The organism is Candidatus Eremiobacteraceae bacterium (assembly GCA_035314825.1).
GTDB lineage: Bacteria > Vulcanimicrobiota > Vulcanimicrobiia > Eremiobacterales > Eremiobacteraceae > JAFAHD01.
Window position 1 is genome coordinate 78205 of the sequence record DATFYX010000044.1, and the last position, 23459, is coordinate 101663.

23 protein-coding genes are annotated in these 23459 nt (G+C 66.0%); 13 read left to right on the forward strand and 10 right to left on the reverse strand.

The genetic code is table 11. From position 1 onward, the window contains the following. Positions 1–41: 41 nt before the first annotated feature. Genes VKF82_06110 through VKF82_06120 form a run of 3 tightly spaced genes read right to left on the reverse strand, consistent with a single transcriptional unit; the run spans position 42 to position 2848 of the window. Positions 42–956, reverse strand: coding sequence for a metallophosphoesterase (locus VKF82_06110; GenBank protein HME81633.1), 915 nt, complete (start codon positions 954–956; stop codon positions 42–44). Positions 957–989: 33 nt separating this feature from the next. Beyond that, positions 990–2273: a DUF4349 domain-containing protein gene (locus VKF82_06115; GenBank protein ID HME81634.1), complete on the reverse strand. Its 1284-nt coding sequence runs from the start codon at positions 2271–2273 to the stop codon at positions 990–992. Then, complete coding sequence (locus VKF82_06120; GenBank protein HME81635.1) at positions 2270–2848, reverse strand: sigma-70 family RNA polymerase sigma factor; 579 nt, start codon at positions 2846–2848, stop codon at positions 2270–2272. The genes VKF82_06115 and VKF82_06120 overlap by 4 nt, the downstream gene beginning before the upstream one ends. 178 nt (positions 2849–3026) lie before the next feature. On the opposite strand from VKF82_06120, the gene VKF82_06125 reads away from it, so the two are divergent. From VKF82_06125 to VKF82_06150, 6 genes are all read left to right on the forward strand, one after another. Next, a complete protein-coding gene (locus tag VKF82_06125; protein HME81636.1) occupies positions 3027–3518 on the forward strand; it encodes a DoxX family protein in 492 nt (163 codons plus the stop codon). Between the two features lie 92 nt (positions 3519–3610). Beyond that, positions 3611–5296, forward strand: a complete 1686-nt coding sequence (locus tag VKF82_06130; protein HME81637.1) for an FAD-binding protein — start codon at positions 3611–3613, stop codon at positions 5294–5296. Continuing rightward, a complete protein-coding gene (locus tag VKF82_06135; GenBank protein HME81638.1) occupies positions 5296–6303 on the forward strand; it encodes a succinate dehydrogenase/fumarate reductase iron-sulfur subunit in 1008 nt (335 codons plus the stop codon). Before VKF82_06130 ends, VKF82_06135 begins: the two co-directional genes overlap by 1 nt. After that, positions 6300–7184 (forward strand): CoB--CoM heterodisulfide reductase iron-sulfur subunit B family protein, encoded by an 885-nt coding sequence (locus VKF82_06140; GenBank protein HME81639.1) that lies wholly within the window; start codon positions 6300–6302, stop codon positions 7182–7184. Before VKF82_06135 ends, VKF82_06140 begins: the two co-directional genes overlap by 4 nt. 15 nt (positions 7185–7199) lie before the next feature. Next, positions 7200–8129 carry an alpha/beta fold hydrolase gene (locus tag VKF82_06145; protein ID HME81640.1) on the forward strand — a complete coding sequence of 310 codons (930 nt, stop codon included), beginning with the start codon at positions 7200–7202 and terminating at the stop codon, positions 8127–8129. Between the two features lie 68 nt (positions 8130–8197). Next, positions 8198–8776 carry a TlpA disulfide reductase family protein gene (locus tag VKF82_06150; GenBank protein HME81641.1) on the forward strand — a complete coding sequence of 193 codons (579 nt, stop codon included), beginning with the start codon at positions 8198–8200 and terminating at the stop codon, positions 8774–8776. Here the strand turns inward: VKF82_06150 and VKF82_06155 are convergent. Genes VKF82_06155 through VKF82_06175 form a run of 5 tightly spaced genes read right to left on the reverse strand, consistent with a single transcriptional unit; the run spans position 8771 to position 13365 of the window. Then, positions 8771–9892: an ABC transporter permease gene (locus tag VKF82_06155; GenBank protein ID HME81642.1), complete on the reverse strand. Its 1122-nt coding sequence runs from the start codon at positions 9890–9892 to the stop codon at positions 8771–8773. The two genes, VKF82_06150 and VKF82_06155, sit on opposite strands and share 6 nt — an antisense overlap. After that, positions 9889–10839, reverse strand: coding sequence for an ABC transporter ATP-binding protein (locus VKF82_06160; GenBank protein ID HME81643.1), 951 nt, complete (start codon positions 10837–10839; stop codon positions 9889–9891). The genes VKF82_06155 and VKF82_06160 overlap by 4 nt, the downstream gene beginning before the upstream one ends. Then, positions 10836–11945 (reverse strand): efflux RND transporter periplasmic adaptor subunit, encoded by a 1110-nt coding sequence (locus VKF82_06165; GenBank protein ID HME81644.1) that lies wholly within the window; start codon positions 11943–11945, stop codon positions 10836–10838. Before VKF82_06165 ends, VKF82_06160 begins: the two co-directional genes overlap by 4 nt. An 8-nt stretch (positions 11946–11953) precedes the next feature. Beyond that, the gene (locus tag VKF82_06170; protein ID HME81645.1) at positions 11954–12631 is read right to left on the reverse strand and encodes a CerR family C-terminal domain-containing protein; all 678 of its coding nucleotides are present in this window, start codon (positions 12629–12631) and stop codon (positions 11954–11956) included. A gap of 41 nt (positions 12632–12672) precedes the next feature. Continuing rightward, positions 12673–13365 carry a YkgJ family cysteine cluster protein gene (locus VKF82_06175; protein HME81646.1) on the reverse strand — a complete coding sequence of 231 codons (693 nt, stop codon included), beginning with the start codon at positions 13363–13365 and terminating at the stop codon, positions 12673–12675. Positions 13366–13426: 61 nt separating this feature from the next. On the opposite strand from VKF82_06175, the gene VKF82_06180 reads away from it, so the two are divergent. Next, positions 13427–14140, forward strand: a complete 714-nt coding sequence (locus VKF82_06180) for a hypothetical protein (GenBank protein ID HME81647.1) — start codon at positions 13427–13429, stop codon at positions 14138–14140. 260 nt (positions 14141–14400) lie between these two features. Here VKF82_06180 and VKF82_06185 read toward each other — a convergent pair whose 3' ends face one another. Next, positions 14401–15651 carry an ammonium transporter gene (locus VKF82_06185; GenBank protein ID HME81648.1) on the reverse strand — a complete coding sequence of 417 codons (1251 nt, stop codon included), beginning with the start codon at positions 15649–15651 and terminating at the stop codon, positions 14401–14403. Positions 15652–15753: 102 nt separating this feature from the next. Between VKF82_06185 and serA the strand changes: the two genes are divergently transcribed. From serA to VKF82_06205, 4 genes are all read left to right on the forward strand, one after another. Next, a complete protein-coding gene (serA, locus tag VKF82_06190) occupies positions 15754–17337 on the forward strand; it encodes a phosphoglycerate dehydrogenase (GenBank protein HME81649.1) in 1584 nt (527 codons plus the stop codon). Then, positions 17334–17966, forward strand: a complete 633-nt coding sequence (locus VKF82_06195) for a histidine phosphatase family protein (GenBank protein HME81650.1) — start codon at positions 17334–17336, stop codon at positions 17964–17966. The genes serA and VKF82_06195 overlap by 4 nt, the downstream gene beginning before the upstream one ends. Before the next feature lie 136 nt (positions 17967–18102). Beyond that, positions 18103–18465, forward strand: a complete 363-nt coding sequence (locus VKF82_06200; protein ID HME81651.1) for a BlaI/MecI/CopY family transcriptional regulator — start codon at positions 18103–18105, stop codon at positions 18463–18465. Beyond that, the gene (locus tag VKF82_06205) at positions 18465–20543 is read left to right on the forward strand and encodes a M56 family metallopeptidase (GenBank protein HME81652.1); all 2079 of its coding nucleotides are present in this window, start codon (positions 18465–18467) and stop codon (positions 20541–20543) included. Before VKF82_06200 ends, VKF82_06205 begins: the two co-directional genes overlap by 1 nt. A 9-nt stretch (positions 20544–20552) precedes the next feature. Here the strand turns inward: VKF82_06205 and VKF82_06210 are convergent, their stop codons facing one another. After that, complete coding sequence (locus tag VKF82_06210; protein ID HME81653.1) at positions 20553–21050, reverse strand: peptidylprolyl isomerase; 498 nt, start codon at positions 21048–21050, stop codon at positions 20553–20555. Here VKF82_06210 and VKF82_06215 point away from each other — a divergent pair. Next, entirely contained in the window at positions 21039–22931 is a 1893-nt protein-coding gene (locus VKF82_06215) for an ABC transporter ATP-binding protein (GenBank protein ID HME81654.1), read from the forward strand. The two genes, VKF82_06210 and VKF82_06215, sit on opposite strands and share 12 nt — an antisense overlap. Continuing rightward, positions 22928–23458: a hypothetical protein gene (locus VKF82_06220; protein HME81655.1), complete on the forward strand. Its 531-nt coding sequence runs from the start codon at positions 22928–22930 to the stop codon at positions 23456–23458. Before VKF82_06215 ends, VKF82_06220 begins: the two co-directional genes overlap by 4 nt. Position 23459 lies beyond the last annotated feature (1 nt).

Here is a 23459-nt window from a genome sequence, read left to right on the forward strand (position 1 = left end):
TCCGTGCGTGAAACTTACTCCAAGGAATCTAATGCGTGAAATCAGGGGCCTCGACCATGGCATGTCCCGCTTCCGCTATCTGAAAAGTGGTAGCCGGCGATCGGTGTGAAGCGCCAATCGTACCCGTGCGCGTGAAGCGTCAGGAACATGACCCCAAAGGTTCCAGATGCGCGCGCTTCGCTGTTCCTATCCATTCTAAGGAAGAACGAGTGACTGCGGCCGCCTGTGCCGACCACGAACTCGCGGATTCCGGCTTGCGGATCCGCCTTGCCGGCCGGCGTCTGCAGGCCGAAGCGTTCGTAGTCGTGATCGTGCCCGCCGAGAACGATGTCGGCTTTGGCGGCGTAAAGGTCGTTCCAGAACTGCCCATACTGGGTGTCGTTGCCGTGAAAGCCGGACGAAAAGCGCGGCTGATGCCAGTACGCGAGAGTGCACGAAGCGTGATCCGCGGCCAGGTCCGCGCGCAGCCACGCTTCCTGCGGCGAATCGGCGGCGCAGCCGCCGATGAGGGCGCAGTTGCCGTTGAGCGCGATGAAGTGCCAGTTGGGCAGGTCGAAGCTGTAGTAGCCTTTGGCCGGATCGCCCGCCGACCGGCCGAAATACGTGAAATAGCCGTCGGCATGCGGCGATGAATAGTACTCGTGATTGCCCGGCGTCGGATGCGTGATCGATTTGAGCTTGCCCCACGACTTGGCATAGCCTTGTTGGAACGCGACCAGCGCACCGTCCTCGTATTGCGCGTCGCCCAAGATGAGGATCGCTGCCAGCGGCCGGTGCGCCACGAGCGCGAACGTCTGGTTGGAGCTGCAGCCCCCCAGCACGTCTTCGATATCGGGCAGGGTGTGGGGACGCGGATCGCAGACGAGGTCGCCGACCGCGGCGATGACCGGATCGTGCGGCGCGGGGGGCGGCGCCGTAGCGGCGGCGACGGCGACGGAGAGCACGAGGGCGAGCATGCGCCGCTGATTCTCCAGCGGCGCAGGTAGTCCTCAGGCGCCGGACGGGCGCCGCAGCCGGTTGGCGATGAACAGAGCGATCAGCAGCACCCCCAGCCAATAGGGCGCGAACGCGATAATGGTCAGCATGACGGCAGCGACGCGCACCGTGTAGTTGCGCAGTTCGCGCACGGCGGCTTTCCAGGCGTCGTCGAGCTGCGCGCCCATGCCAGGTTGCGCGCTTGTGACCGGCTTCTCGTCCTCGATCGCGATCGAGATGGTCGAGTAGGCGACGCGATGCTGCAGCGATTGCACCTGCGCATCGAGCTGCTCGATCTGCTCGCGTACTTGCGCGATCTGCTGCGTCACGTCAAGCACATCCGGGATCTTGCCCGCACGGTCGAGGATGCGCAGCATGTCGGTCTCGGTCCGGCGCAGATTGCGAAGCCTGGCTTGGGCGTCGACGATCTGGTCGGAGACGTTCTCAGCGCTGATATTGCGCGATTGCACCGCGCCGAGCTTGACGAGCGCCTGCATCGTCTGATCGAAGCGGTCGGCGGGCACGGCCAACTGGACCTGCGCGGTGTGGCGGACGCCGGGCGTCGAGGGCGTCGAATCATCGAGCGAGATCACATCGCCGAATTGGAGCTGAGCCAGGGATTGGAGCTGCGCGAGCGTCTGCTCGACGTCTGGCACCAGCAAGTCAATGGTGCCGGTGCGTATGAGCTGCGGGCGCTCGCCGGACGGCAAAGGCACGCGCTTCAGAACGTTCGTGGCTTGCAGCTGGCTCGTGGCCGGCGCCGCGGCCTCATTCACCGAAGCGCTTCGGGCGACGGCGCCACTCGTGATCGGCAGCGGAGCCCCTGCCTGGGGAGGCGCCGGTGCCTGTGCGACTTGATCCGTGCTTTGGGTGCGCTCGTCGAGGGTTTTGCCCGCAACGCCGGCGGGCGTCGTATAGGTGGAAAGAGCGACCTGATGAAGCGCGCTTTGGCGCACGGCGATGACGACCAGCACGGCGGCCAGCGCTGCGGGGACTAAGACCGTGATCTTGCCTGCGGCGGTGAGACTGTTCCACCAATCTTTCACCGAGAACGCGGCGCCCACGCGCGCCGGCTGCGCGTCAATGCGCGCCGACGTGCGGGCCATCAGCGATTCTGACGGACCGGGCGCGTCTTGGTCGATCTCGTGCATCGCGGCGTGGATGCGCTGCAGCTCGGCCAGCTCGCCGGCGCACAAGGGGCAGGACGCGAGCTCGGCCTCGACCTGCGCGCGCTCGTGCGGCGCAAGCGTGCCGTTGACGTACCACGGAAGCAATTCGGCGACGTCTTGGTGGTTCATGGCAGATCTCTCCGAACGCCCCTGCGCTCGAAGATCCGGCGCAGCTGTTGTTTCGCATAGAACACTCTGGTCTTGACGGTGTTGACGGGGCAGCCCACGATCGCCGCGATCTCGGCCTGCGAGCATCCATTGGTGAAGGTCAGCTCGAGCACCGCGCGGTGTTCAGGCGTCAGCTCGAGCAGCGCATCGGCAAGCGCACGGCGCGCGCTGTCCGCCATCGCTTGCGCTTCTGGCCCTGCGCCAGCATCTGGAACCGCGCTCAACTCCTCCAGGTCGACGTGTGCCGGCGCGCGCCTGCGCAGCGCGTCGACCGCTTTGTGATGGGCGATGCCGAAGATCCACGTCGACACTTTGGATTGGCCGCGGAAGCGCGCCGCGTTCTTCCACACCTCGAGCATGACGTCTCCCGTCAGCTCCTCGGCGACCTGCGGCTCGCGCACGAGCCCGAGCAAGAAACGGTAGAGGCGGTGTTCGTAGGCCCGGAAGAGCCGCTCGAACGCCGCTCGATCCCCGTGTGCTGTCTGCCTCAGCCACTCGCTTTCGAGCTGGGCGTCGGCGCTGTTTGCTGCGTGCATCGCCGTTTCTCGGCACCACCCCTGTAGCGGTCGAATTTATTCGACCGTTTGAGTGGCGCAGCGGGCGGGCGACAAGACCACGCCACTCTGCGCGATTCGTCGGATTCCTGCCCTAGAAGGTTCATCGGCCGTCGGCGTTAATGGGTTAAAGGAAGAACAGGGGCGGAAAGGCGGAGGCATGAGCATGCGGGCACCGGGCTGGCTCCAGCGCTTCGACGATGCGGCGATCGGTTTCGTGCGCGCCCACGGCGTCTTCGTGCTGCGCATCGCCCTCGCGCTTGTGTTCATCTGGTTCGGCGCGCTCAAGCTGTTCGGGGTCAGCCCGGTTGCAGATCTCGTGGCGCGCACGCTGCCGTTCCTGCCCGCCGATGTCGCGGTCAAGTCGATGGGCGTGCTGGAGCTCGTCATCGGCGCCGGCCTGTTGACCGGCTGGGCGATCCGCGTGACCATGCTGCTCTTCTTCGTGCAGATGTTGGGCACGTTCTTGGTGCTCGTGCTCGAGCCCGAGAACTCGTTCCAGCACGGCGATCCGCTCTTGCTCACCGTGCAGGGCGAATTCGTGGTCAAGAACCTCGTGCTCATCGCCGCGGGGCTCGCGATAGCGGGTGCGATCGCACCGGCTCAGCCTCGCGAGCCCGTCGCGCAGATGCTTGCCGAAAAGCTCGACTAAAGTCGCCCGAACATATGCACGCCAGTAGGTCGCGCCTCAGACCGGAGGGAACGGCAAACGCCTAGCAGACGACCGATAGGGGTGAGATTGCCGTGATTGTCGACCACGACATCATCGTGCTCGGCGCCGGTCTCGCCGGCATGCGTGCCGCGCTCGAGGCAGCGCGCAATGGCGCGAACGTCGCCGTCATCAGCAAGGTCCATCCGGTGCGCAGCCACTCGGGCGCCGCCCAAGGCGGCATCAACGCCGCGATCGGCGAGGGCGATTCGTGGGAGATCCACGCGCTCGACACCATCAAAGGCTCCGACTATCTCGCGGATCAAGACGCCGTCGAGGTGATGTGCAGCGAAGCGCCTGCCGACATCATCGAGCTCGAGCATATGGGCGTCATCTTCTACCGCGGTCCGGACGGCAAGCTCGGTACGCGAGCGTTCGGCGGCGCCTCCAAGGCCCGCACCTACTTCGTCGGCGACATCACGGGCCAGGCGCTGCTCTACACGCTGTACGATCAGCTGCTCAAAGCGGGCGTCAAGGTCTACGAGGAATGGTTCGCGACCGCGCTGTTCATGGTGGACGGCGCGTGCCGCGGCGTCGTCGCGCTCGACATGATGAACGGCGATCTGGTGCTGCTGCGCGCCAAGGCGGTCGTCGTGGCAAGCGGCGGAATGGGCCGCGTGTACGAGCCCAGCACCAACGCGCTCATCTGCACCGGTGACGGCATCGCGCTCGCCTATCGGGCGGGAGCGCCGGTCATGGACATGGAGATGGTGCAGTACCATCCCACCACGCTCAAGGGCTCCGGCTTCTTGATGACCGAGGCCGCGCGCGGCGAAGGCGCCTACCTGCTCAATTCGCAGGGCGAGCGCTTCATGGAGAAGTACGCGCCGAAGATGAAGGAGCTCGCGTCGCGCGACGTCGTGTCGCGCGCTGAGTGGCAGGAGATCGCGGCCGGGCGCGGCATCGACGGCTGCGTGCTGCTGGACCTGCGGCATCTCGGACCCGACGTCATCCTCAAGAAGCTGCCGCAGATCCACGAGATGGCACTCGACTTCCTCGGCATCGACATGCTCAACCAGCCCGTGCCCGTGCGCCCGGGCATGCACTACATCATGGGCGGCGTGAAGACCGACGCCGGCGCGCGCACGCCGGTCGAAGGCTTATATTCCGCGGGCGAATGCGCATGCGTGAGCGTGCACGGCGGCAATCGCCTCGGTGCGAACTCGCTGCTCGACACGCTCGTCTTCGGCCGCCACGCAGGCCGTAACTCATCCGCATACGTCAAGACGGTATCGGCCATGCCGCCCGACGCCGCCGGCGAGCAGTTCTTGGCGTCCGAGCAAAAACGCGTGCAGGCGTTCATGGACCGTCCGACGACCGGCGAGACGCATGCCAAGCTGCGGCTCGAGCTCGGCAATCTGATGGACGAGAAGGTCGGCGTCTATCGCGACGAGGCCGGCCTGCGCGAGGCGCTCGCGCAGGTGCATGATCTGCAGAAGCGCTATGAGACCGTCGCCGTGCGCGACAAGGGCCGCATCTACAACCAGGCGCTCACCTTCGCGCTCGAGCTCGGCTACATGCTCGATTGCGCCGAGACCACGATTCTCGGCGCGATCGAACGCAAGGAAAGCCGCGGCGCCCAATCGCGCACCGATTATCCGGAGCGCAACGACGCGGAATGGCTCAAGCACATCCTCATCACCCGGCGCGACGGCCAGCCCGTCATCAGCTACGTGCCGGTGACGATCACCAAATGGCCGCCGCAGGAGCGTAAGTACTGATGGAATGGACCGTCGTCGTCGGGCGCTATAGCCCGCCCGGAGAGCCGCAGCCCAAGGGCGAGCCTGGCCAGCCGTTCCGGCCGCCGTACCAGAACGCCGTGCCCAAGGTCTACCAGACGTTCAAGGTGGACCTGCCCGAGCACGCGATGGTCCTCGACGCGCTCATCGCCATCCGCGAATATCAGGACGAGAGCTTGGGCGTGCGCTGTGCGTGCCGCAGCGCGATCTGCGGATCGTGCGCCATGTGGGTCAACGGCCACGCGCGTCTTGTGTGCACGAGCAAGCTGCGCGACTTCACGCCGGACGGCAAGGTCACCGTCGAGGCGCCGCCCTCGATGCCGATCGTGCGCGACCTGGTCTGCGACATGACGCCGTTCTGGAAGAAGAATTTCTCGGTCAAGCCGTGGCTTGAGAACAAACAGCCGGTGCCCCAAGGCGAAGAATACTGCGTCCCCAACGCCGCGATGGAAGAGCTCCTCCAAGAGGTGAGCTGCATCTCGTGCGGCGCGTGCCTGATGGATTGCGAGTCGTTCGCCGTCAACTCGGACTTCACGGGACCCGCCGCGCTGGCCAAGGCCTATCGGTATACGGCCGACCCACGCGACGCGGAAACCACCCAGCGACTGGGGCAGTACAGCGAGCCCAACGGCGTGTGGGATTGCACGCACTGCTACGAGTGCGTGCAGCAATGCCCCAAAGGCGTCGCACCGCTCGACCAGATCCTCAAACTCCGCAAGATGGCGGTCGACGCCGGCTTCACGCATAACACGGGCACGCGCCATGCGGACGCGTTCGCGGAATCGGTGCGCGACAGCGGCCGTCTCAACGAGCTCACGCTGATGCCCAAGTCGCTCGGACTCTTCAACATCCCCGCGCAGCTGCAGTCGCTGCCCGCGGCGTTCAACTTGCTGCGCGCCGGCAAGTTCCCGCCCCTCATCCACCATGCGGTCCCGCACGTCGAGCGAATCAAGAACCTCTTCAAGAAGATCGGCGGACGATTCAAATGAAAGTCGCATTCTGGCCCGGCTGCGTCTCTAAAGGCGCGTGCCCCGAACTGTACGTTTCGACCGGCAAAGTCGCCGAAGCGCTCGGACTCGAGCTGCACGAGCTGACCGAGGCGCCGTGCACCGGCGCCGGCGTGCTCTCCGAGCAGAATCCGCCGCTGGCCGATTCGCTCAACGGCTTGACGCTGGCCATGGCCGAGCAGCAAGGCGCGACGCTGATGACCATCTGCTCGACCTGCCAAGGCGTGCTTTCCAACCATAACTATCACTTCCGCAAGAGCCCTGAACGCCTCGCCGCCGCCAATGTCGCGCTCGCCGACAGCGGCTATCAGTATAGAGGAACGACGACGGTCAAACATCTGCTGTGGATCCTTGTCGAAGACATCGGGCTCGACAAGATCCGCTCGCTCGTCAAGCACAAGCTGACGGGCCTGAAGATCGCGCCGTTCTACGGCTGTTACATCCTGCGTCCGCAGGAGTACCTCGGCCTCAAAGAGCGGCCGGAGCGCGCGACTTACTTAGAACAGCTGATCGAGGTCGTCGGCGGCGAAGCGGTCGAGTACCACGGCAAGTCCAAGTGTTGCGGCTTCCCGATGGTGACCATGAACCGCGATAAGGCGCTGACCATGGGCGGCAACCACATCCTCGAGGCCAAAGAAAAGGGCGCCGACCTCTTGGTAACCCCCTGCCCCCTGTGCCATCTCAACCTCGACGCGCAGCAGCCCGATGCGGCCGCCGTGATGCATAAGGTGATCGACACGCCGATCTTCCACTTGCCTCAACTGCTTGGCCTCGCGTTCGGCTACTCGCCCGAAGAGCTACGGCTCAACCATCACGTGGTCTCGACCACCAAGGCCCTCGAAAAAGTCGAACTCAAGGTCTAGCGCGCGACCCGGTCGATGTACCGTCGCGATTTCATCCGACTGCTTTCCGCCGTACCGCTGCTGCCGCGCGCGAAGGCCGATGATTCCCGCTTTGACGATGCGCTGGCGCTCGTACGCCGGATCCAGGCCCTCGATGACGCGAGCATCCTCCCCGTCGGACGGACGGCGCTCTATTCTCACGGCCGTCCGACCGACACCACGGTCGTCCTGTTTCACGGCTTCACCAATTGCCCGGCCCAATACGCGCTGTTCGCGCAGCGACTGCACGCGCGCGGCTGCAACGTGCTCGTGCCGCGCCTGCCGGAGCACGGCGACGTGAACCGGATGACGACCCGGCTCGAGCGCATGACCGCCGAACAGGTCTGCGCGCTCGCGATGGAAGCGGTCGACGCCGCCCGCGGTTTGGGCCGGCGGCTGGTCGTGCACGGTATATCGCTGGGCGGCGTGCTGACCGCGTGGCTCGTGACGCAGCGCGGCGATATCGACCGCTGCGTCGCGCTGTCGCCGGCGTTCGGAATCGATCATATCTGGTTTCCGCTCAGCGTCTATGCCGCCGCGTGGATGCGCGCGATGCCGCCGTCACGCTACGCGTGGTGGAATCCGACGCTCAAAGAAGCGATCACGCCGAGCCACGCCTACCCCCGCTATCCGCTGCGCGCGCTCGGCGAATGCTACAAGATCGGCGAGTGGACGCTCGGCGCGCAAGCTCCGCTTGCAGGGCGGGCGCGCACGCAGATGATCTTCGCGCTCAACCCGCGCGACCCGGCGGTCAACAACAGCGTGCCCGAGCAGCTCTCGGAGCACTGGCGCGGCACCGGCATGGTCTCAAGTTCAGCCGCCTGGCTCGTCGGCTTCCCGGCGATGCACGACGTCATCGAACCGGATAACCCTAATCAATGCGTCGCGCAGTGCTATCCGCCACTGCTCGATCTCATCCTCGGCTAGGAATTCCGCAGGGCGGGAGTAAGCCGTGGGCGGGAATCAGTTTCTCGGGATGTGAACCCGCCAGCGCTGTGCTGCGTGAACAGTTTCTGTTTGGGCTCGTAGCCGCTGTTGTCGGCGCGAAGACACCACGAGCGGCCGTCGAGTGCGATCACAACACGACGTTGCCGTACGATCGACCGCTCGAGATCAAGATGCGCGTTCTCGACGGGCCGGATTTCGCTCTCTCGAAGTATGCGGGGTATGCGGTCTGGCTGAACATCTTCGCCACCTGGTGCGAGCCGTGCGTGAACGAGCAGCCTTTCATCGTTCGAGCAGCGACGGATCGCTATGAGCACGGGCTTCGCGTGGTCGGGATCAACTTCAGAGAATCAGACGATACGGTGCGCGCCTATCGCACCAAGTACGGCATATCCTATCCGATAGCGATGGATCAAACTGGCGGCTTCACGTATGCGCTCGAGACCGGCACCACCGAAAAGAACGTCGAATTCCCGGCGCACCTGTTCTTCACGCGCCAGGGCGTACTAGACTGCTACGTGGTCGGGTCGATGACCGACGACGAGATCTCGCATAAGCTCGACGTGATCTCGGGAGCTCTTCCGACACCGCCCCCGACCCCAGAGCCTTCGAACGGCGGCGTCTTATGACGTCGTGCGCGCGAAGCGGATGCTGGACACGAGGATCAGCACCAGGCCGAGCCCGCACATCGCCAGCACCTGCGGCCACAGCGCATCGAGCCCCGCCCCGCGCAAGATGATGCCGCGCAGGATCTCCAAGAAGTACGTCATCGGGATGAACAGGCCGATCCACTGCATGACCGGCGGCATGAGCTCTCGCTCGAAGAAAAAGCCTGACAGCAGAACCGACGGTCCGGTGAGCGCGAAGGTCAACAAGATGGCCTGAAGCTGGGTCTGCGCGATCGTCGAGACCAGCAAGCCAAGCCCCAGGGCCGATATCAAGAAGCACGCGCCGAGCACCAGCAACAGCGGTACGCTCCCCGCGATCGGCACTTTGAAGATGTAGACCATCGCCAGCAAGACCAGCAAGAAATCGACGAACCCGATGCACGCGTACGGCACGATCTTGCCGAGCATGAGGCCGGTGGACCCGATGGGTGTCACGAGCAGTTGATCGAGCGTTCCGCGCTCGCGCTCGCCGACGATCGAGAGCGCCATCAGGAAGATCGTGATGAGCTGCATGATCAAGCCGATGAGCCCAGGCACGAGGAAGTTCGCGCTGCGCAGATCGGGGTTGAAGAGCATGCGCGGCCGCACGTCGATGAGCGCGACGCTCGCCGGCTGCGGGCGCAGTTGCGCCGACAATGCCTGGCCGATGAGGCCTGACGCACCATACGCCTGCTGCGCGATCGAAGAATCCGAACCATCGATCAGGACCTGGATCTGACCCTGCCGGCCGGCAAGCACGTCCGCGGTGAAGTTCGGTGGTATATCGACTGCGACATGGACCTTGCCGGCCACGATCAGACGCTCGAGCTCCGGCCGTGACGAGGCCTTGCGGACGAGGTCGAATTGCTGTGACGTACGCAGCGAATCCAATGCCCGCAGAGCGAGCGCGCCGCGATCCTCGTCGTAGTAGGCTGTTGGGATGTGCTCGACGCGCGTGTTGATCGCATAACCGAAGATCAAGAGCTGGAGGATCGGGAGCATCAACGCGAGGACCAAGGTGCCTCGGTCCCGCAGCACGTGGAGCCACTCTTTGTAGAGCACGGCCGAGAAGCCGCGCAGATCGAACGCCGCTCTCATGCGAACTCGCGCGAGCGCGTCAGCGCCACGAAGACGTCTTCAAGCGACGGTTCGATCCGCTCGATCCCCTCGATTCCGGCCCGCGCCGCAGCCAGGTCGGAACGCAAGCGCTCCGGCGTGACGTCTGCTGCGACCACGAGATGCAGGTCGCGCCCGAAAATCGTGACGTCCTTGACGTAGGCCAGGCCCTTGGCCGCAGAAAACGCGGGCATGACATCGACCGTGTGGACGGCGTAGCGGACGGTTCCGGCCGGTTGCACGCCTGGCAAGTGCCGCAGCTCTTCGAGCGTGCCGAGCGCGATGAGCTCGCCATTGAAGATGTAGCCCACGCGCGAACAGCGCTCGGCCTCGTCCATATAATGCGTCGTCACGAACAGCGTGACACCGGTCTCCGCGAGCCTGAAAAGAAGATCCCACAGATCCCGGCGCGCGACTGGATCGATGCCTGCGGTCGGTTCATCCAAGAACAGCACGTTGGGCTCATGAAGGAACGCCGTCGCTAACGCCAGCCGTTGCTTCCAGCCCCCGGAAAGTTGAGCGGCTAACCGATGGCTGTACTGGCCGATTCCCGCAAGCTCGGTGACCTCGCGTTTGCGCCGCTCGCGCCGCGCCTTGTCCAGATTGTATGCACGTCCGTAGAACTCGAGATTCTCGTCCACCGTCAGATCGCCGTACAGCGAGAACTGCTGTGACATGTAGCCGATGGCGGCGCGCACCTGGTCGCCTTGGCGCTCGACATCGAAACCGTCGACGCTCCCGCGGCCGGCGTTGGGGGTCACCAGCCCGCATAGCATCTTGATGGTGGTCGACTTGCCGCTCCCATTGGGTCCGAGGAAGCCGAAGATCGAGCCGCGCGCGACGTCGAAGCTCAGGTCGCGCACGACGGTCTGCTCGCCGTAGCGTTTCGTAAGCCCCTGCGCGACGATCGCCGGGCCGGCGCCGTTCATGGGCTGACTTCGACGGTCGTGCCACCGCGCAGCACGCGCTCGGGATCGCTGACACGCACTTTGATGCCGAACACCAGGTCGGCGCGATCTTCTGCCGTTTGCACGTCGCGCGGGGTGAACTGCGCGCTGGAGTCGATCGCCTCGACGTGCCCGTCAAACGAGCGCTTGGGAAGCGCGTCCGAGTGCACGCTGACGCGCTGCCCTACTCTCATCGGCCCAAGCATCGATTGAGGCACGTAGACGCGCACGAACGGGTCGACGAACTCGTCGACGCTGGCGACCGAAGCGCCGGCCGCCACGAGATCTCCAGGACGTAGATCGAGATCGTTTATGATGCCGTCGGCCGGCGCCGTCACGGTCATCTCAGCCAGACGGGCCTTGGCTGCGCCGACCAGACCCCGTGCGCTCTTGACCGCATCGCGCGCTTGTTGGATCTGATCGGGCCGGGTCCCGGCGGCGACCAATGCCGCGTTCGCCGCCGCGGCCTCATACGTCTGGCGTGCCGCGTCGATGCCTTGAGGCACCGAGCCGGTGCGCGCCGCCTCGAACTGCGCCTGCGCCGAAACCAGCCGCGCGTGTGCTTGGCGCGTCGCCGAAAGCGCGGCATCAAGGGCTTGCGCCGATATCGCTCCGCCGTAGAACAGCGTGCGCGCCCGATCCGCGTCGTGCTGCGCCTGCGCGGCTGCCGCCTGTGCCTGTTTGAGATTGGCCGAAGCTTCGGCGATCTGGTGCGGTGCGGTGAGCAACGCCTGTTGATAGACCGCTTGCGCCTGCGCGGCTTGCGCGTCCGCCTTTTCGATATCTTGTTGTCGCGGACCGGCGAGCAGGTCGGCGAGGTTCGCCTGCGCTTGCGCGAGCTGACCTTGCGCTTGGGTGAGCGCTGCTTTCTGATCCTTCGGATCGAATCGCACGATCGCATCGCCCTTCTTCACCCGTTGCCCGTCGCTCACGAGCACTGCGACGATGCGCCCCCCGACCGTGCTGCCTACGTTCGCCGACTCGGATTGCAGCGTACCGCTATAGCTCGTTTGAGCACGGCTGCACGCGACCAGCGCGAGCAGGACGGGCAGGGCGAGCGTCGCGCACGCAGCAGCAGCGGTTCTCATGCGCGGACTCATGCCTTACCTCGTCTGCTTTGGATGTATGCGAGCGAGAAATCTGCGATATGTTCGGCGATCTGGCTGCGGCGCTGCGGCGTCATCTTCAACTGGGGCCAAAGGCGCGCGATCACGGGACCGGTGAGCGGATAGAACAGCGATTGGCCCATCACGCTGTGCGCGCACAACCGGGTCGTCTCGTGATCCGGCGGCAAGTCGAGCAGTGCGCCGATGGTCGCCCGCAGACGATCGTATTGCGGACGGATCAGATCGTCGACGACCTGCGCGAGCGCCGGCGTCGGCTGGACCAGTTCGTGACGCATCAACCGGAATGGCACGGCCGGCTTATCGCGGCCATACAATTGCTCGATCATCGCGCGGATCGCGGCGCGCAAGTTCTGCTCGTGCGGAAGGGGCCGTTCCAAGATCGGGCGCATCGTCTCCCGCACCGGGCCGACGGCACTGCGCAGCACCTCGGTATACAGACCCAGCTTGTCGTGGAAATAGTAGTTGATGGCGGCGATGTTCGCGCCGGCCTGCAAGCAGATCTCGCGGACCGTGGCCGCGTGATAGCCGCGCTCGGCGAAGACCTCGGTCGCTGCCGCGAGCAGCTTGGTCCGGGTTGGATCAGCGGTAGGCCGTTCGACCGTCTCTCGCCGGGCGGCTCGTCTTGCCGACGTTGTTGCAGGGCTCATGAACAGTCATTTTAAACAATCGTTTAAAATACCTTCCGCATTCAAGCCTCCGCGATGACGCCTTCCGCGCGACGTAGGTAGCGCTCCCAAAGGGGCGCGCCGCGCGCTGCAGCTGGCTGGCCCCAGCCCTCGATCAGCACGCAGAGCTCGTCGGGTTGCAGGTCGTGCTCGAGCGCATCGAGCCGGGCGTAGCGATCCATGAGAAATGCATAGTACTCGTCAGGTGTACGCGTCTCGCCGCGCGGCGTGCTGCAGGCAAGCTCGTTCCAGCGATGCACCACCGCGGCATAGACGGCCCATTCCATCTGGCTGCGCAGCAGCGACATGCGCCAGGCTGGCGCGTCGAGCGCGTCGGCGTTGAACGACTCCTTCGGGCACACGATGTCGTCGCGAAATGTGACCGCGCCGTCGCGCAGCCGTGCCGGAAACACCCGGCACGCCGCAGGACGCAGCGGATAGATGCCGCAGCGGCAGACCCCGTCGCCGATCTCCATGAGAAACGCGCACTGCTGCTTGCCGTCGCGGCCGGGGTTCTTCGCGAGCACCATCGCGAAGGTCGTCTTGGTGGCGTCGAGCTTGAAGCCGATGCCGGTCGCTTCGTGTTCTTGCGCGATGTCGACGAACTGCTGGGGGGCGAGGTTTGTGCCGCGGGCGATCGTCCAGACATCGAAACCGCTCAGATTGACGTAGTAGATCTTGCAGCACTCGCCGGTGCAGGACTCACAGGGGTGCATGATGCGCGCGCCTTCGACGGTGAAGGGGCCGGACCTCGCGTGTGTGAACGCTAGGAGCCTTATGCGTATACATCATCTGGGCTTCATTCTCACCGCGTGCGCGTGCATGCTCGTGCCGGCCGCCGGCCTCGGCGCCGCGATGGGCACGCCGACTCCCGCGCCGACGGCGACACCGGCGCCGACGCCGGCACCACCGCTCTCTCCCTTGGAGCGGACCTTCGTCGACACGGTCACCCGCGATCTCCAGACGCGCTTCACGACGACCAAACAGGCTGCCGCCGCCGGCTACTATCGCTACAATAACGAAGACGAGACCGGCGCGATCAGCTGGGTGAACACATCGTATTGGAAGAGCGATCCCCAGCACCCGGCGCAGCTGTGGTACGACATCAACGGCCGCCTGATCGGCGCGGACTTCTCGTACCTTCAGGCTGACTCGGTGAAAGCGCAGACGATGTGGGGCGTTTCGGCTTCGCGCTTCATCGCGATCGAGCAACACGTCCACTACGGCCTGAAGCAGCCAGACGGCTCAGTGAAGTACGGCGCCGGCTACGGCGCGAAGACGGCGGCGAAGTTCGGCGTGCCGCTGGCAAACCCGACGGCTGCGGACATCGTGAAGATCGGCAAGGCCAAGGATGCAAGCCAAGTGGCCTTCGTCTTTGAATACCCGGCGATCTGGGATCTGATGGTTTGGCTCGTCCCCAATCCGCTGGGGGCGTTCGCGGAGTTCAACCCCGACGTGAAACCGAGCAAGTCCGCCGAGACGAGCATGTGAAGCCCGAGGCGCGATACGCCTCGAAGCGGCCTATACCGAAGAAGCGCGCCGTGCGGCGCGCTTCTCTTTATTCTACTGGGGCCGGCCGCCGCGTGCCCAGCAAGAGCCAACCGGCTAGGAGCAGGGCGAACGCGGCAAACGATGCGACCATTTCCATAAAGCCATTCTAGCCCGTCTTTGCGCCCCAAGCCTATGTGCACGAGTCGAATGCTTGACGTCGTGCTTGCGACAAGGGTCCGACGGTCGAATGAATTCGACCGTTACATCTGATAGGCCACCTCGGCGTGCTGCGAGACGTCCAGCCCGCGCTCTTCTTCTCCCTGCGACACGCGCAGCGGTATGAAGCGCTCGATCGCCTTGAGGATCACAAAGGTCATGCCGCCGGCGTAGACCCACGAGACCGCGACCGCGATCGCCTGCACCGCGAGCTGGTGGGGGTTGCCTGCGAACAACCCGTTGGCGCCAGCCGCGTTCACGGCGACGGTGGCGAACAAGCCGGTCGCGAGCGCTCCCCAGGTCCCGCCGATGCCGTGCACCGCCCAGACATCGAGCGAATCGTCCACGCTGTGCATGCGCTCGCGCCATTGGATGGCGATGTAGCAGACCACGCCGGCTCCGAAGCCGATGAGAATCGCCCCAGCGGGCGTCACGAAGCCGCATGCGGGAGTGACGGCCACGAGCCCCGCCACTGCGCCGGCGGCTGCGCCGAGCACGCTTGGACTGCCTTTTCGCCACCAGTGGATGGTCATCCACGTGAGTGCGCCCATGGCCGCGGCGAGGTTCGTCGCGACGAATGCGCTTGCCGCAAGCCCGTTGGCCGCCAGCGCGGAGCCTGCGTTGAACCCGAACCAGCCGAACCACACCAGCGAGGCGCCGAGGACGACCATCGTCATGTTGTGCGGTTCCGTGTTGCGATCCGGCGCGACCCCGAGCCGGCGCCCGAGGACGAAGGCCGCCACAAGCGCCGACACGCCCGAGGTGATGTGCACCACCGTGCCGCCGGCGAAGTCGAGCGTGCCGAGCTTGTTGAGCCAGCCGCCTTGGCCCCACACCCAATGCGCGATAGGGTCGTAGACGAAGGTCGCCCACAGCAGCGTGAAGATGACGAACGCCTTGAAATGCTTGCGTTCGGCAAAGCCGCCGGAGATCAGCGCCGGCGTGATGACGGCGAACATCATCTGGAACACGCAAAACGCGAGCGCCGGGATCGTCGGCGCGTATGAGGACGGCGCTTGGCCGACGCCCTGCAGGCCAAGCCACTGCAGCCCGCCGATGATGCCGTGGAAGTACCCGAGGAAATTCGCGTCCGGTCCGAAGGCGAGCGTGTAGCCCCAGAGCGCCCACTGCACGCTAACGAGACATAAGATGAAGAAACTGTGCATGATCGTCGCAAGCACGTTCTTGCGACGCACCAGCCCGCCGTAGAAAAACCCGACGGCGGGCGTCATGAGCATCACCAAGGCGGCGGAGGCGAGCACCCAGGCGGTGTCGCCGGCGTTGATCGAGTGCAAAAGCGCACCCTCCTTGGGACTACAGTATAGGGCGGCTGCGCGCGAATTGCTTTCGACGTTTGTCGAAGAGTGAAGCGCGCGCTTTCGACGAACGCCTGCGCAATGCCGGAGCGCCAACCCACCGTGCTGGTCGCCGAGCCGCTCGCCCCCGAGGGCGTGGCGGTGCTGCGCGACGGCGGTGTCGAGGTGCGCGAGGCCTTCGACACGGCCCCATCGCAGCTGCGATCGCTCCTCCACGACGTCGACGGGCTAATCGTGCGCAGCAAGACCAAGGTCGATGCCGAGATGCTCGCCGGAGCGCCCGCGTTGCGGGTCGTCGGCCGGGCCGGCGTCGGCGTTGACGCGATCGACGTCGTCGCGGCCACGCGCCAGGGCATCGTGGTGCTGAACACACCCGACGCGAGCACGCTGGCGACGGCCGAGCACACCATGGCGGTCATGCTGGCGCTGTGCAGGCACCTGGCCGAGGGACACGAGCGCATCCGCGAGGGCCGCTGGAGCGCGAAGGGCCTGCTCGGCACCGAGCTCGCCGGCAAGACGCTGGGGGTGGTCGGTCTGGGCCGGATCGGCGCGGCGGTCGCCGCGCGGGCGCGCTCATTCGGCATGGTCCTGCTCGCGCACGATTCGTTCGTGAGCGAAGCGCGGGCCGAGGCGCTCGGCGCCAAGCTCGTGCCGCTGGACGATCTGCTGGTGCGCTCGGACTTCGTCACGCTGCACGCGCCCCTCACCCCCCAGACGCAAGGGCTGATCGGCCAACGCGAGCTCGGATTGATGAAGTCGGGGGCGCGGCTGATCAATTGCGCGCGCGGCGGCCTGGTCGTCGAAGAAGCGTTGCTGCAGGCGCTCGAAGCCGGCCACCTGGCCGGAGCGGCGCTCGACGTCGTGCGCGGCGAGCCGCCACCCACCGACGCGCCGGTGTGGCGCCTGCTGCGCCATCCCAAGGTGTTTGCCACGCCGCACCTGGCCGGTTCCACGCACGAGGCGCAAGCGCGCATCGCCGCGGATCTGTGCCGCGACGTGCTTGCGGTGCTCGCCGGCCATCCGCCGTCCGGTTCGGTCAACGCTCCGGTCGCGCCGTCGTCGGCGATGCGCCCGTTCGTCGAGCTGGCCGCGGTGCTCGGCCGGGCCTACGCGCAGATCTCCGGCGAGCCGACCTTGCCGGCGTTTTCGCTCACGTTTGAAGGCGAGCTCTCCGACTACGATCCGCGCCCGTTCACGGCGGCGTTCCTGGTCGGCCTGTTGCGCGGCGTGACCGACCGGCGCGTCTCCGTGGTGAACTCGCACCAAATCGCGGCAGAGATGGGGATCGCACTCGAGACGCTGGCCGCGCCGTGCGAGCGCGGATTCGCCGGCGCGCTGACGGTACGCGGCGGCCGAACATCGCTTGCCGGCACCGTCGTGCACGGCGAACAACTGCGGCTCGTCGATGTCGACGGCTTCGAGATCGATCTTGCGCCGCGGGGCCACATCATTCTGACGCGCCACTCGGACGTGCCCGGCATCGTCGGCAAAGCAGGCACGATCCTCGGCGAGGCGGCGTTGAACATCTCGACCATGAACGTCGCGCGCCGCGACGATGGGCAAGCGCTCATGGTTTTGGGCGTCGACCGAGCGCCCGACGCCCACGTGCTGGACAGGCTGCGCGGCATCGGCGAACTGCATGACGCGCGCGCGATCGAGTTGTGACGCTGCTCTTCGTGCGCCATGGCGAGTCGACGTGGAACGTCGAAGGCCGCTTCCAAGGCCGCCAAGATCCTCCGTTATCCGAGCTGGGCGAGCGTCAGGCGCGAGCCGTCGCGCAGCGGCTCGCGTCTGTGGACCATCCCGCGGCGATCGTCTCGAGCCCGCTCTCTCGCGCGCGGCGGACGGCGGAAGTCATCGGCGCGGCCTGCGAGCTGCCGGTCGCTTTTGATGAGCGCCTCGTCGAGATCTCGCACGGCGATTGGGAGGGGCTCTTGCGCACGGAGATCGCCGCGCGCTGGCCCGAAGCGCTCGAGCGCTGGCACGCGTCGCCGCAAGCCGTTCGCTTTCCCAATGGCGAGAATCTCGATCAGGTGCAAGCGCGCTTCGAGTCGTTCATGTCGGACGTGCCGGCGCGCAAGACGCCCCTCGTCGTCTGCACCCACGACGTCATCATCCGCCTCGCGACGCTGTGGGCCGGAGGCCGGCCGATGACGCGCTTCGCGTCGTTGAAGAGCGATAATGCCGCCTTGACCGAGATCGCGTTCGCGGACGGGCTGCCGCGGCTCGTGCGTGCCAACGACGCGCAGCACCTTGATGGGCTTCGCAGTGATTTGGCACGCCAAGCGCTCTAGGCCCCGCCATATTCTTGGCATCTATTAATTTCTTAGTTGACAAGGCATCGGCGACCATAGTACAGTATCGCTTGAGCTACTAATTCTTTAATATACTAGCCGGGAGGTCGCTTTGGCCCGGAAAAAATCTCCGACGTTGACCGAGGCGGAACTGCGCCTCATGCAGGTCTTGTGGGAGAAACGTTCGGCGACCGTCGGCGAAGTGCTCGCGGGCCTGCCCGACGATACCGCGCTCGCGTATAGCACGGTGCTCACCACGTTGCGCATCCTGGAGACCAAAGGCTACGTCGCGCACTCGGAGTCGGGTCGCGCGTTCGTCTACCGTCCGCTGATCGGACGCGACGAGGCCATCCGCAATGCGGCGCAACAGCTGGCCCGCCGTTTCTTCGATAATTCACCGGGACTGCTCGCGCTGCGCCTGCTCGAGGAAGAGAACATCGACGAGCAAGAGCTGGCGCGTCTCAAACGCCTCATCGAACGCAGCAGGGAGAACTCGTGATGCAGGTCTGGCTGCAACTCGGGGAAGCATTCGCGCGCGTCAGCGTCGGCGCGATATTGAACGGCTTGTGGGAAGCGCTCGCCGTCGCGCTGCTCGCATGGCTGGTGCTGCGGCTGGCGCCGCGCGCCAACGCGTCGCTTCGCTATGGGCTGTGGTGCGTGGCCTTGGCCGCCGTGGTCATCCTTCCGGTCATCGCGCTGCATGCCGGCGCGACGCCGCCGGCCGCATCCGGCGGCGACTCTGCGGTCGCGGTGCCGCAGCGCTTCGCCCAGATCCTGTTCGCGCTCTGGTACGTGGTCGCGACCGTACTCGTGCTGCGCCTGATCGTCAGTTACATCCGCCTGCAGCAGCTCAAAGCCGAGGCGCATCCGCTGTCCGTCTTCTATCAGCATCGCGTGCGGCGCTGGCTGGCGGCGACGGGCGGCCGGCGGACCTGCAGGTTGTGCGTCTCTGACAAAGTCCCTATGCCGGTGGCTATCGGCCTCTTCGACCCCGTCATCGTACTGCCCGAGCGGCTGCTCGAACAGCTCTCGGATGACGAGCTCGACCAAGTCGGTCTGCACGAGCTCGCACATCTGCAGCGCTGGGATGACTACACCAACGTCTTCCAGCGCATAGCCGAGGCGCTGCTCTTCTTCAACCCTGCCGTCCACATCATCGGCCGCCAGTTGACCCTCGAGCGCGAGATCGCGTGCGACGATCGAGTCATCGCGGGTACCGGCAAACCGCTGACCTACGCGGCGTGCTTGACGCGCTTGGTCGAGGCCACAGCGTTGACGCGCCAAGCGCTGCCGGCGCTGGCCGCCACGTCGACGCGGCGTCAGCTTGCCATACGCATCGAGCGGCTGCTCGAAAAAAAACGCCGGGCCATCCCATTCGCGTCAGGGTTCGCGGCGGTCGCGCTGTGCGCGGCGATCGCGGGTGCGCTCGTGGTCGCGTCGCGAATGAGCCCGCTCGTCTCGGTGATGCCCGATTCCACGTACCCGGCCGGCCCCGCCGCGCTCGCGCACCACGAGCGAGGGGCAAAGGTCCTGGCCATCGTCCTCGTCCAGTCGCGGCACACGGCGGCACATGCCGCCGCCACGGCAGCGGTTCGCTCGGCGGCATTCGCCCGCCATGCCGATACCGTAGTGCACCGCGTCTTCAGTGTTGCGCGTTCCAACGCCGTGGGAGCGCGCAACTTCATCTTCATCCGCCACGAGCCGGCGCCGCCGCTCGCGCATCAAGCCCCGCCGCGCGAGGCTGCGGCGCCGCCTGCGGTCGTTCCGGCCACAGTCGCTCCGGTTGTCTCCACGAGCGACACGAGCGTGGCGTATGCCGCTCCGCCCGACGCCCGCATCGTGGAGTCGAGCGCTGACGCGACGAACGCTGATGTCGCGAACGCCGGCGCGACCGACAACATCCCGCTGCTCGCCGCAAAGCTGCCGACGCTATCGTCTTCAGCCAAGATCATCGCCATCCAGCGGCTGGGGGCGCACGCCGACAGCATCGAGGCGCGCGCGGCGCTGGTGGATGCGCTGCGCAACGACGCATCGCTGGCGGTCAAGATCGTCGCGGTGCAAGCGCTGGCGCAAAGCGTCCACGAGGCCGAACAGCAAGACGCGCTGCTCGATGCCTTGCGCTCGAGCGCGACGGCCATCAACGTGAAATTGGCGATCATCGCTGCCCTGACCGGAGCGGTGCACGATGATGCCGTCTCCCGGGGGATCGGCGACGCGTTCGCCTCGCAGCCCGAGGAGGTGCAGATTGCCGCCGTGCAGGCTCTCTCCGGCGCATCGTACGAGACCGAGGCTCAGACGGCGCTGATCAACGCGCTCGCCAATGCGGCGACCGCGCGCGTGAAGATGAACATCATCCACGTGCTGATGGACGACGCCCGGGAACCGGCCGTGCGCAAAGCCCTTCAGGCGACCCTATCGCCGAGCCAACCCGTCGGCGTGCAGCTCGCGGCGGTCGAAGCGCTGGCGCCTGCCGCCGACGATCCTGAAATCCGCGCCGTGCTCGAGCGGGCGGGCGGAACGATCAGCTGCGACATCGTGAAGCTGAGCATCAAGCGAGCGCTGGCCGAACAGCGCTAGACGAGCGCGCTACTTCGAGGCCTTGGGTTCTATCCGCACGCTCTCCATCTTGTCGCCGACCTTTATCTTCTTGACGCTCTCGAATCCGTCGGTGACCTGACCGAAGACGGTGTATTGGCCGTCGAGGAACGGCGCCGGCTCGAGGCAGATGTAGAACTGCGAGCCAGCCGAATTAGGCGACTGCGCGCGCGCCATCGCGACCGTGCCCTGCACGTGCTTGCGCTTGTTGAACTCCTCGCGTAGGTTGTAGCCCGGGCCGCCGCGGCCCGTCCCTTCCGGACAGCCTCCCTGCACCACGAAACCGGGCTCGACGCGATGAAACGTCAACCCGTCGTAGAACCCGGCGCGCACGAGCTTGACGAACGCGGCCACGGTCGTCGGCGCGTCGTCCGGATAGAATTCGAAGACGATGTCCCCGTGTTTGGTCGCGATGCGCGCGTGCTGCGTCTTGGCATCGCGCGAAAGCGTGGTCGCCTCGTCGGCGGTAGGCGGAACGTGAGCTGGCACTGGCAAGTCGCCTCCTTAGGGGAATCGGCGGGTGAGCCGCCGGAGATGAGCTTCATGCTCGGCGGGTCCACCCCTTTCCATATGATGTACGCGATGGGCACCTCAGGCGACGGCAACAAGCCGCCGGCCAAGGTGGACCTGCGCCGCATCCTGCGCTACTTCGCGCCGTATTGGCGCAAAGAAACGCTCGTGCTCGTATGCATCACGATCGCGACGAGCCTGGGCCAGCTCCCGCCGCTGTTCACCAAATGGATCATCGACGTCTCGATCGCCAAACACGACCTGCACAGCCTCTGGGTCAACGTGGGCGGCATGATCGGCGTCTCGCTGGCCGCCGCGGCGATCGGCGTCTGGCAAGGCTACCTCAACGCCTCGGTCGGCGAGGGCATCATGCGCGACATGCGCGACGCGCTCGTGCAGCACTTGCACCGCATGCCGCTCTCGTTCTTCACGTCCACCAAGACCGGCGAGATCATGAACCGCGTCTCGAGCGACGTCGACGCGATCGACAATGTCGTGACCGGCACGCTGGTCACCATCGTCACGAACGTCCTCATGATCGTGACCACCCTGATCGCGATCTTCCTGCTCGACTGGCGCCTGGCGCTGCTCTCACTCGTCGTCGTGCCGCTCATGGTGATCCCGCTCGGCCCGGTCGGGCGCACGATGTATGCGGTGCGCAAGCAGACGCGCGAGCAGCGCGACCGCATCGAGAGCCTGATCCAGGAGACGCTGTCGCTCTCGGGCATCACGCTGGTCAAGTCGTTCGTGCGCGAACGCCAAGAGGCCGCGCGGTTCCATGACGCCGGCACCGAGCTGATGGAGATGGAGATCCGGCTCGCGCTGGTCGGGCGCTGGTTCATCGCGCTCGTCGGCGCGCTGGTCGTCATCGGACCGGCGTTGATCTGGCTGGGAGGCGGCTGGCTGGCGATCGAGCGCGGCCTGCAGGTCGGCACGATCGTCGCGTTCGTCGCATATCTCGCGCGCCTGTACGGGCCGGCGGCGGCGCTGGTCTCCGTGCAAGTGCAGATCGTCAGCGCGCTGGCGGTCTTCGAGCGCATCTTCAACTATCTGGACATGACGCCCGAGGCGCCCCAGCGGCCCGATGCGATCACCCTCACCGACGTGCGCGGCGAAGTCGGCTTCGAGCACGTGCGTTTCCGCTACGTCGAGGATCGCTGGGCGCTCGACGACGTGTCGTTCCATGCGGCGACGGGCCGACTCGTCGCCTTCGTCGGTCCGAGCGGCGCGGGCAAGACCACGATCATGAATCTCGTGCCGCGCTTCTACGACCCGCAGGAAGGGCGTGTGACGTTGGACGGCCGCGACGTGCGCGACCTGACGCTCGAATCGCTGCGCTCGTCGATCGGCATCGTCGCACAGGAGACGTATCTGTTCCACACCACGATCGGCGAGAATCTGCGCTACGGCAATCCGCATGCGGGCGAAGCCGAGCTGATCGCGGCGTGCAAGGCGGCGAATATCTACGACTTCATCGCCGGTTTGCCGGACGGCTTCGACACCGTCGTCGGCGAGCGCGGCCTCAAGCTGTCGGGCGGGGAACGCCAGCGGGTGGCGATCGCGCGCGTGCTGCTCAAGGATCCGCGCGTCCTGATCTTGGACGAGGCGACCAGCTCGCTCGATTCGACCTCGGAACAGCTCATCCAAGCCGCGCTCGAACCGCTGATGCGAGGCCGTACGAGCTTGGTCATCGCGCACCGGCTGTCGACGATCGCGCGCGCGGACGTGATCCACGTCGTCGATGCCGGGCGCATCGTCGAGTCGGGCACGCATCGCGAGCTGCTCGCGCGCAGCGGCCTGTACGCGCAGCTGTATGAGGCGCAGTTCAAGCGGACCGCCCAGGAGCAGGCGCTCGCATGAGCGTGGTCGCTGCACCGACCGCCCCACCGGGCCTGATCGCCGCGCTGACGATCGGCCTTCTGGTCCTTGTCGTCGCGGTGCGCGTCGTCCGCATGACGGCCGAACAACGCTACAGCCCCACGGGCATGTGGACCGTCACCGTGCTGTTCGCGGCGGTCACCGCATGGTTCGCCGTCTTCGAGCACCTCACGAGCGCCGCCGACATCGCGATCATGCTCGCCGCATTCGCCGCCGGCATGGCGCTTGGCTGGTATCAAGGCACGCACACCCGCGTGCGGGTCGACCGCGCCGCACGGGCGATGTTCGTCAAGGTCTCGCCGATCGGCGCGATCATCTTCGTCGCGGTGCTGGCATTGCGCTTCGGGATGCGCTTCTTCAGCGGCGGCTTCAGCGTCGATCCCTCCGGCATGCCAGCGGCGGCTCCCGGATCGGTCGGCTTGATCAGCGTCGCCTTGCTCGCGTTGGCCGTCGGCATGAACGCGGGCGTGCGGGCGTACCTGCAGCGAATCTACTCGCAGACGCCCTGAC